This window comes from Mesorhizobium sp. Cs1321R2N1 (genome assembly GCF_037179725.1).
In the GTDB taxonomy this organism is placed as follows: Bacteria; Pseudomonadota; Alphaproteobacteria; order Rhizobiales; family Rhizobiaceae; genus Mesorhizobium; species Mesorhizobium salmacidum.
In genome coordinates this window covers 1-8,341 of record NZ_JAPYKP010000194.1, presented here as the reverse complement: position 1 = coordinate 8,341, position 8,341 = coordinate 1, and the positions used below count along the sequence as shown (strand labels likewise).

Genomic DNA, 8,341 nt, shown 5'->3' with positions numbered 1-8,341 from the left:
GAGCGCGCGGCCAAGGTTGCTGCCGAGGTCGGCGGCATCGCCGTCCAGTGCGATGTTGCAAGTGCCGACAATGGCGCCGCCGCCCTCGCCGATGTCGCCGCCAGGCTGGGCGAGCCGCGCATTCTGGTCAATTGCGCCGGCATCGCCATCGGGGTGAAGACGATCGGCAAGGATGGACCCCATCCGCTCGACCAGTACCGCAAGGTGATCGAGGTCAATCTGATCGGCACCTTCAACATGATCCGCCTGGTTGCCGACCGCGCCGCGAAACTCGAGCCGCTGCAGGGCGGCGAGCGCGGCGTCATCGTCAACACCGCCTCGGTCGCCGCCTATGACGGGCAGATCGGGCAGGCGGCCTATTCCGCCTCCAAGGGCGGCGTGGTCGGCATGACGCTGCCGGTGGCGCGTGATCTCGCCCGTTCCGGCATCCGGGTCTGTACCATCGCGCCCGGCATTTTCAAGACGCCGATGATGGCCGCCATGCCGCAGGAAGTGCAGGATTCGCTGGGCGCCGCCGTGCCCTTCCCGTCCCGCCTCGGCGAACCATCCGAATATGCCGCGCTTGCCCTGCACATTGTCGAAAACCAGATGCTGAACGGCGAGACCATCCGCCTCGACGGCGCCATCCGCATGGCGCCGAAATAGGGCGTGTCGCCCAAAGGTGCGAAATGCGGCGGGTGCCTCCCCTTGCCAAGTTCGGCACGTCGGCTGATAAGTGGAATAAGAAAATCAACTTAGCAGGACGAGAACCGTGGGCGACCGGAAGAAGGATGTGATCCGCGAGACCGACGCCAAGGCGATCCGGTTGGCGAAAACGCTTCTGCGCAGCGCCCGCTTCGGCGCCCTGGCGGTGCTGGAACCAAGGACCGGATCGCCACTGGCGAGCCGGGTCGGCATCGCCACCGACATCGATGGCGCACCGCTTGTCTTGGTGTCGCTGCTCGCGGCGCATACGTCAGCCCTGCTTGCCGATCCGCGCTGTTCCCTGCTGCTCGGCGAGCCCGGCAAAGGCGATCCGCTGGCGCATCCGCGGCTGACGCTGGCCTGCCAGGCATCGCGGCTGGAGCGCGGCTCGCAGGCGCATGCCCGTGCCGAGCGCCGCTATCTCAACCGCAATCCCAAGGCGAGCCTCTATGCCGGGCTCGGCGACTTTTCGATCTTTCGCCTTGAGCCGCAACACGCCAGCCTCAACGGCGGCTTCGGCAAGGCCTATCAGCTCGAACGGCTCGACCTTCTCACCATTGGGCCCATCATCGAGGAACTCACCGGAAGCGAACAATCGGCCGTCGAGCACATGAATGCGGACCATCTCGATGCGATCGCCATCTACGCCCGTCATTTCGCCAAGGCACCCGGCGACGGCTGGACCATTGCCGGTTTGGACGCCGAAGGCATCGATCTGGTGTCGGGAGACAATATTTGCCGGGTATTTTTTCCACAACCATTGGTAATGGTGTCGGAACTGCGTCCCGCTCTGATTGCCATGGCCAGGGCCGGCAGGGCCGCATCGGAGATATAAGGTGCGACTAAATTGCATTTGATCAAAAGCAACGCTTGAGATTTGAAAGAAATGTTCTAGGTTTAGATGTAGTGCCGACTCGTCGGCACCTTCACAGGTGAATTTATGGATTCAGGCACCATTGCCCCCATGGCGCCTTGATGAGCAAACAGCATGGGGCATCAATGGTCTCGACAAAGCTAATCGCCAACGCCGAATCGGCTGCCGAATTTCTGATGCTGATGGGCAACGAAAAACGGCTGTTGATCATGAGCTATCTGATCGACGGTGAAATGTCGGTCGGCGCCATCGCCGAAAAGGTGATGCTCAGCCAATCCGCTCTCTCGCAGCACCTGGCCAAGTTGCGGGCGCTCGACATCGTGGACACCCGGCGCGATCGTCAGATGATCTACTATTCCTGCAAATCCGATGCGGTGCGCGAACTGCTCACCATGCTGGATGGCATTTTCGGCAGCGGCAAGGAAGATCTGTCCCAGATGGCGCAGAGGTTGCGCCGCGCCGGGACTTGACCGCACGCTGCCGCGGCCGTCTTTCCCGGCACACGAGCCACGCTCTTCATTGTTGAGCGGGACATGATTGTTGAGCGGGACATGGACCCAATACGCATCGACGATCCACGCGACCCGCGTGTCGCTGCCTATCTCGATATCCGCGAGCGCGATCTGGCGGGCCGGCAAGGCCGTTTCGTCGCCGAAGGCAAGGTGGTGCTCGACCTGCTTTTGTCGTCGCGCCGCTTCAGCGCCGAATCCATCCTGATCCTGGAAAACAGGCTTGGCGGCCTGGAGGACATGCTGCGCAAGGCACAAGCGGACCTGCCGGTCTACGTCGTCGCCGGTGCGGTGATGGACGCGATTGCCGGATTCCATATGCATCGCGGCATCCTGGCCATCGGCCGCAAGGAAGCACCGCACCCGGCCGCCTCATTGCTGGATGCCTTGCCCGCTCAAGCTCTGGTCGTCGTGCTTGTCGGCATCGCCAACCATGACAATATGGGTTCGATCTTCCGCAATGCCGCCGCTTTCGGCGCCGACGCGGTGCTGATGGACACGACATGCTGCGACCCGCTGTACCGCAAGGCGATCCGGGTTTCAGTCGGCGCCGCGCTCAAGATCCCTTTCGCGTCCTTCACCGACACGGCGGAATTCACGGCGGATCTCAATCGGCGGGGCTATGACCAGTTCGCACTGTCACCGCGCGGGCGGATCGACATACGCCATGCACCGCGCGGCGAGCGGCTGGCGCTCTACCTCGGCACCGAGGGTGAAGGCCTGCCCGAAAGCCTGCTTGCCTGCTTGCAAACGGTACGGATCACCATGTCGAAAGGCTTCGACAGCTTGAACGTCGCTGCCGCCTCGGCCATTGCCTTGCATCATTTCTCGCACTGACGATGATTTGAGTGCGACGAAGACGGCTAGCCCGCACCGCGTCAGTCGGCTTCTGCTTTCTGCAAGGCGCGCACGCGGTCGGCGAGGCTGCGGTCGTGGCCGGTGGAGCGGTTTTCCTGCGGTGCCGCCAGCGCCTTGGCGATCGGCGAATGGGGGCCCTCGAGCTTGGCAGTCAGATGGACGACCTCCGCAGCCAGTTCGTTCATCTGCTCACGCAGCGCGGCGCCATTGCCATTCGTCAAGCCCAACGATGCCGCGGCGCCGAGGTCCGCCTTCAGGCGCTTGTTCTCACGCGCCAGCGCCATAAGCCTGGCCTCCAGCCGCTCGCGGTCGCCGTCGAGCCTGGCAATCGCCCGGTCCACGTCGTCGCGCTTGCCGGCCTCGTCGTGCCGACCCGCTTCATCGGGCTTGCCGACCAGCCGCAAGGCCGATGCGCCGTCCTCGGCTTTCGCTTTTTCCCGCAACCGCGCCAACTCCTTTTCACGCCGATCAAGCTTGTCCTCACGGTCGGCGAGCGTTGCGAGCAGCCGCTCGACCTTCTTGTCGAGTTCGGCGGCCCTTCTCTTCTCGGCCTTCAGGGCATCGCGCGCGGCCTTGCTTTCGGCCGCAATCTCCTGGCTGCGCCGGTCCGCTTCCTTGCGCTGGCCGCGCAGCAGCGAGATGTCGCTGGCGAGCTTCTGCAATTCGGATTCGCGGGCCACGAGCTCGATCTGGCGGCTGCTGGAGGCAAAACTGGCATCGTCATACATGTGCTCCAGCTTCTGGATATCGAGCGCCCGCCTTTCCAGTTTTCGTTCGGTTTCCTTGAGCCGCTCCGAAAGCTGATGCAGTTCCTCTTCGCGTTGCCGCAGCGCCTCGTTCTTGGCGCCGAGTTCGGCGAGCGCATGGTTCTTGTCCGTGCGCTCGACCGCCAGCCCCTTCAGCGCCTCGTGGCTGCGATTGATCTCGACGAGTTGTTCGGCCACTTTCTCGCGCAACGTCTTGACATTGATTTCAAGTCGGCGCGTCGACATGGCGTACTCGGCCCGGATCCGGTCCTTGTCGGCTTGGATTTCAGCTCGCGTCAGCGGGATGGAGGCTTCGATGCGCCTGCGGGTCAGGGCGACGGCACGCCGCCAGACGGCCGGAGCCACCATCAGCGCCAGAAAGCCGGCACAGAGAAAGCCGAGGGCAAAGAACAGGACCGACTGAACCAAAGGACTACCCGTTATCGACGACAACTTGGAAGGCTGGACCGTGCCATCTTGGCATGGCGGAAATCCGGCACCGCGGCAAGGGCTTGCCGCGGCTCATTCGGGTCGTGGCTCGGGAATCCGGTCGAACGGTCCGCGTCTTCATCATATCGGACGGATCAGAACGGATTCCAGGTCGCCCGCTCGGTCAGTTTCAAGTAGCCGAGATTGACGCCGAGCCGGGCGCCGACGCCGGTACGGATCGGCACCAGCAGCACATTGTTGTTCTTCAGCACGTTGAAGCCGACACCTGCCACCACATAGGCCGAACCGGCGACGCCGCCATAGCGATTGTAGAGGTTGCCGACATCGTCGAGATTGTAAACCAGCATCATCACGCGTGACCCTTCGCCGCCGAAATCCCAGCCCAGCGACGGGCCTTGCCAGAACACTTTGTGATCGCCGGCATTCTTGGTGTAGAGCGTGCCTTCGCCATAGGTCAGGCCGCCGATCAGCGCACCGGATCCCTCCTCGCCGAGCAGATAGCCGTTAGGCAAACCGTAGGAGGCGAAAATCTTCTCCACGACCGTGGCCAACCCGCCCGACGTCGCGCCGAAGAACTTGTGGCCGGAATCGACAATCTCCTGAGCGGTGTACTCCTGGGCCCGCAAGGGCGATGTCGTGAAGACGAGAACGCCCATGAGCGTGAACGCCATTGAGAGGGCACGGAGAAAACTCCGGTCATACAATCGGGAAAACATGCTTCCAATCTCCGTCATGAAGCACTTTCGCCGACGCCTCGCATCCGTACGGCTCTTTAGGCGGCCGTTAAGGATGACTGTTAGGGGCAAACTATGCCGTAATCCTTTTTCAACCATTAAACTCCCACATGAAGATGGCGGTTCGAAGGCTGTTTGGCCGCTCAAGGGGACACGCAGCCTGCGTGAATGCGCCATATGCCATGACGACAATTTGGATTTGTTGCTGCACGCGCGGGCGCTGTGTATTCAGAAAGCCTTGGGTTGAAGCGTGATTCGTGTGGGCAGGCGCGAAGATCGATCGCTCGGCCACGAACTGGAAGATTTTGCAGGGATTTCGCCGATGGCCGAACTGTTCACCCTTTCCGCTCCCGACCTGGCGGCGCTTTTGTGCAGCCGCGTCTGCCACGACATCATCTCGCCGGTCGGCGCGATCAATAACGGGCTTGAACTGCTCGACGAAGGCGGCGCCGACGAAGACGCCATGCGGCTCATCCGCCAGAGTGCGAAGAACGCCTCGGCCCGTTTGCAGTTCGCCCGGATCGCCTTCGGCGCCGCCGGCTCGGCGGGCATGATGATCGACACCGGAGACGCCGAGGCCGTCGCCATCGCCTTCCTCAAGAACGAAAAGCCGGAATTGGTCTGGAACGGAATCCGCGCGCTGCTGCCCAAGAACAAGGTCAAGCTGCTGCTCAACCTGCTCCTGGTCGCCAATGCCGCCATTCCGCGCGGCGGCAAGCTGGTGGTGACGCTCGAAAATCTCGAAACCGAGCCGCGTTTTTCGCTTTCGGCAAGCGGGCCGATGCTGCGTGTGCCGCCGAAATTCCTCGAACTGCATTCCGGTCACAAGCCGGAGGAGCCGATCGACGCTCATTCGGTGCAGCCCTATTACACGCTGCTGTTGGCCCGCGAGGCCAACATGACAATTTCGATCCATGCAACGGCTGAAGAAATCGTCCTTTCGGTGGTCTGAAATCGGCGCGGCAGCGCGACCGAACAAAGTATTTCAATCTGAAATATTTTATTGACACGGCAATCGGGCGCGATGACCTTTGACACGCCGGCAACGTCGAAGTATCCGCAAGGAAAAATTAGCCTAGCGGCATCTTTGCAAAAATTTTACCTAACGGCTTTTCAGCTTCTTTACCAGATCGGTCTAGGCTACGCCGCAGATGCCCCGCACGACCGGATTGTCCAAGGGCAAAGAGGACCCGGAAATGAAACGCTGCATGTTCGTCGACGACTCAAGCGTCATCAGGAAGGTTGCGAAACGCATCCTGGGCGGTTCCGACATGATGGTCATCGAGGCAGCCAGCGGACTTGACGCACTGGAGATGTGCGCCGCCGACATGCCCGACATCATCGTCATCGATGGCGCCCTGCCGGACGTGCAGGCGATCGACCTCATCCGGCGCCTGCGCGCCATGGAAAGCCCGATCAGGCCGCAGATCCTGATCTCACTGGTCGAGCTCGATATCGCGTCGATCATGCGGGCCAAGCGCGCCGGCGCCCAGGGTTATCTGTTGAAGCCCTTTAATCGCCCGCAACTGCTCGAACGCTTTCGCGCCTTGAAGATCGCTGCCTGAACGGAAGCTATTCCAGGCACACCGCGCGGCGGTCCGCCGTCTCGCGGTGCAAAACAAAATAATTATCAGTCCACAATGCAAAACCCCCGAAGGTTGCGTCCAACTTTCGGGGGTCAGTTCACATGGCCAGGTTTTTTAAGAAAGTTCTGCCGGCCGCGCTCAGGCGCTGACGCGGATGTCTTCCGGTTCGCGCAGCACGTAGCCGCGGCCCCAGACGGTCTCGATGTAGTTCTGGCCACCGGACGCGGCGTCGAGCTTCTTGCGCAGCTTGCAGATGAAGACGTCGATGATCTTCAGTTCCGGCTCGTCCATGCCGCCATAGAGGTGATTGAGGAACATTTCCTTGGTGAGGGTGGTGCCCTTGCGCAGCGAGAGCAACTCCAGCATCTGGTATTCCTTGCCGGTGAGGTGCACGCGCTGGCCACCGACCTCGACGGTCTTGGCGTCGAGATTGACGACCAGATCGCCCGTGGTGATGACCGACTGGGCGTGGCCCTTGGAGCGGCGCACGATGGCATGAATGCGCGCCACCAGCTCGTCCTTGTGGAACGGCTTGGTCATGTAGTCGTCAGCGCCGAAACCGAGGCCGCGCACCTTGTCCTCGATGCCGGCCATGCCGGAGAGGATCAGGATGGGCGTCTTCACCTTGGAGAGGCGAAGCGTTCTCAAGACCTCGTAGCCGGACATGTCCGGCAGGTTGAGGTCGAGAAGGATGATGTCGTAGTCGTAGAGCTTGCCCAGATCGACACCCTCTTCGCCGAGGTCTGTCGTATAGACGTTGAAACTTTCCGATTTCAGCATCAACTCGATGCTTTGTGCGGTTGCACTGTCATCTTCTATCAGCAGAACACGCATTTCATTCCCCTTTTCTGCCGCCGGACCATTTCACGACCCGTCCTGCCCCGGAGCAGTGGTTGCCTGGTATAGAGGCTGCCATCGAATGGTTAACAAAACCTAATTTCCCGTCCAATACGGTATCAGATTTTTTAACCCCTTTCTACACCCTCTTGAATCTAATAACGAATCACAGACCAAAATTCCTAATGCGATACATTAATAACCTGGACTAAGTGACTCCAGGGACTCATCGACGCGGCTTCGCTTCGGCGGCCGGAATTTTTACCCGGCCTTAAGCCCTGACACGTATGATTAACAATGCCCGTAAACGAATGGTTACCGTCGTCAAAAAACTTTAGGGTTTTGTTTCCTATAGTGCGGGGAAAGCCGGTGGATACGGGCAGCGCTTGGGCCTTTCCAAGTGGTTTGGACGATATGTGCGGGTGTGCGTTTCCGGGAGTACCGAATCATGAAGTCACGTGAAAACCTCGTTCGGCTGAAACAGTTTCAGGTGAATGAGAAGCGTCGCCAGATGCTGCAACTCGACATGATGATCGCCGAGTTCGAGCGCATGGCCGTCGAACTGGAGCTTCAGATCACCGCCGAGGAAAAGAAAGCCGGCATCACAGATATCAATCATTTCGCCTATCCGACCTTCGCCAAGGCCGCGCGCCTGCGCCGCGACAATCTCAGGAACTCGCAAGGCGACCTCGCCCAGCAGCGAAGCGCCGCCGAATCATTACTCGGCGAAGCTGAAGCGGAGCTTTCCAAGGCTGAGATGCTGGAATCGCGCGATACCAAGATTCGCGAGGCCGAAACCGGTGGCCGCAGCGCCATGATCGGCTGAACCAGCCGACATCGGCGCTATTTGGCGCGCGCACAAGCGCGCACACTGTCGGGCGATAGCCTGAATTCCGGCGCCGGCGGCCGCCACGAAAGCGCGGGTGGCACGCAAGACCTAGGTGTGGAGCCTCAACAGGTTGTCCTTGGTCAGGCCCAGGCGGCTGATTGGCGGTTTGGACTTTAGGCTTCCGTGCGGACGGTGCCAATTGTACCGATGCAGCCATATGGGCAACTCGGCGGC

The 8,341-nt window shown here is 60.9% G+C and carries 10 protein-coding genes and 1 pseudogene; 7 read left to right on the top strand and 4 right to left on the bottom strand.

Annotated elements, in window-relative coordinates; translation table 11 throughout:
- From O7A61_RS29395 to O7A61_RS29380, 4 genes are all read left to right on the top strand, one after another.
- Positions 1–645 (top strand): SDR family oxidoreductase (locus tag O7A61_RS29395; RefSeq protein WP_337132738.1); only part of this gene is annotated, 645 nt, incomplete at its 5' end.
- Positions 646–751: 106 nt separating this feature from the next.
- Positions 752–1,519, top strand: a complete 768-nt coding sequence (locus O7A61_RS29390) for a HugZ family pyridoxamine 5'-phosphate oxidase (protein ID WP_337132737.1) — start codon at positions 752–754, stop codon at positions 1,517–1,519.
- A 164-nt stretch (positions 1,520–1,683) separates the two neighbouring features.
- Positions 1,684–2,028, top strand: a complete 345-nt coding sequence (locus O7A61_RS29385) for an ArsR/SmtB family transcription factor (RefSeq protein ID WP_027146391.1) — start codon at positions 1,684–1,686, stop codon at positions 2,026–2,028.
- An 81-nt stretch (positions 2,029–2,109) separates the two neighbouring features.
- Positions 2,110–2,904, top strand: a complete 795-nt coding sequence (locus O7A61_RS29380; RefSeq protein WP_337132736.1) for a TrmH family RNA methyltransferase — start codon at positions 2,110–2,112, stop codon at positions 2,902–2,904.
- A 41-nt stretch (positions 2,905–2,945) separates the two neighbouring features.
- Here the strand turns inward: O7A61_RS29380 and O7A61_RS29375 are convergent, their stop codons facing one another.
- A complete protein-coding gene (locus O7A61_RS29375) occupies positions 2,946–4,100 on the bottom strand; it encodes a hypothetical protein (RefSeq protein ID WP_337132735.1) in 1,155 nt (384 codons plus the stop codon).
- Positions 4,101–4,255: 155 nt separating this feature from the next.
- On the bottom strand, positions 4,256–4,792 hold the full coding sequence (locus O7A61_RS29370; protein ID WP_245262388.1) for a DUF1134 domain-containing protein: 537 nt from the start codon (positions 4,790–4,792) through the stop codon (positions 4,256–4,258).
- Between the two features lie 385 nt (positions 4,793–5,177).
- Here O7A61_RS29370 and chpT point away from each other — a divergent pair, with 385 nt between their 5' ends.
- A complete protein-coding gene (gene chpT, locus O7A61_RS29365) occupies positions 5,178–5,807 on the top strand; it encodes a histidine phosphotransferase ChpT (RefSeq protein ID WP_027146387.1) in 630 nt (209 codons plus the stop codon).
- A 244-nt stretch (positions 5,808–6,051) separates the two neighbouring features.
- Entirely contained in the window at positions 6,052–6,420 is a 369-nt protein-coding gene (locus tag O7A61_RS29360; protein ID WP_027146386.1) for a response regulator, read from the top strand.
- A 159-nt stretch (positions 6,421–6,579) separates the two neighbouring features.
- Here O7A61_RS29360 and ctrA read toward each other — a convergent pair whose 3' ends face one another.
- Complete coding sequence (ctrA, locus tag O7A61_RS29355) at positions 6,580–7,275, bottom strand: response regulator transcription factor CtrA (protein ID WP_006203583.1); 696 nt, start codon at positions 7,273–7,275, stop codon at positions 6,580–6,582.
- Between the two features lie 451 nt (positions 7,276–7,726).
- Between ctrA and O7A61_RS29350 the strand changes: the two genes are divergently transcribed.
- Positions 7,727–8,104: a flagellar export protein FliJ gene (locus O7A61_RS29350; protein WP_027146385.1), complete on the top strand. Its 378-nt coding sequence runs from the start codon at positions 7,727–7,729 to the stop codon at positions 8,102–8,104.
- Positions 8,105–8,215: 111 nt separating this feature from the next.
- On the opposite strand, the pseudogene O7A61_RS29345 reads toward O7A61_RS29350, so the two are convergent.
- Positions 8,216–8,341, bottom strand: a pseudogene (locus tag O7A61_RS29345) (IS481 family transposase); the annotation flags it as partial.

Excerpts from the sequence above, each read along its gene's own strand:
- O7A61_RS29380 (WP_337132736.1), top strand. The coding sequence starts at position 2,110 with ATGGACCCAATACGCATCGACGATCCACGCGACCCGCGTGTCGCTGCC.
- O7A61_RS29385 (WP_027146391.1), top strand. The coding sequence starts at position 1,684 with ATGGTCTCGACAAAGCTAATCGCCAACGCCGAATCGGCTGCCGAATTT.
- O7A61_RS29370 (WP_245262388.1), bottom strand. The coding sequence starts at position 4,792 with ATGGCGTTCACGCTCATGGGCGTTCTCGTCTTCACGACATCGCCCTTG.
- O7A61_RS29360 (WP_027146386.1), top strand. The coding sequence starts at position 6,052 with ATGAAACGCTGCATGTTCGTCGACGACTCAAGCGTCATCAGGAAGGTT.
- chpT (WP_027146387.1), top strand. The coding sequence starts at position 5,178 with ATGGCCGAACTGTTCACCCTTTCCGCTCCCGACCTGGCGGCGCTTTTG.
- O7A61_RS29350 (WP_027146385.1), top strand. The coding sequence starts at position 7,727 with ATGAAGTCACGTGAAAACCTCGTTCGGCTGAAACAGTTTCAGGTGAAT.
- ctrA (WP_006203583.1), bottom strand. The coding sequence starts at position 7,275 with ATGCGTGTTCTGCTGATAGAAGATGACAGTGCAACCGCACAAAGCATC.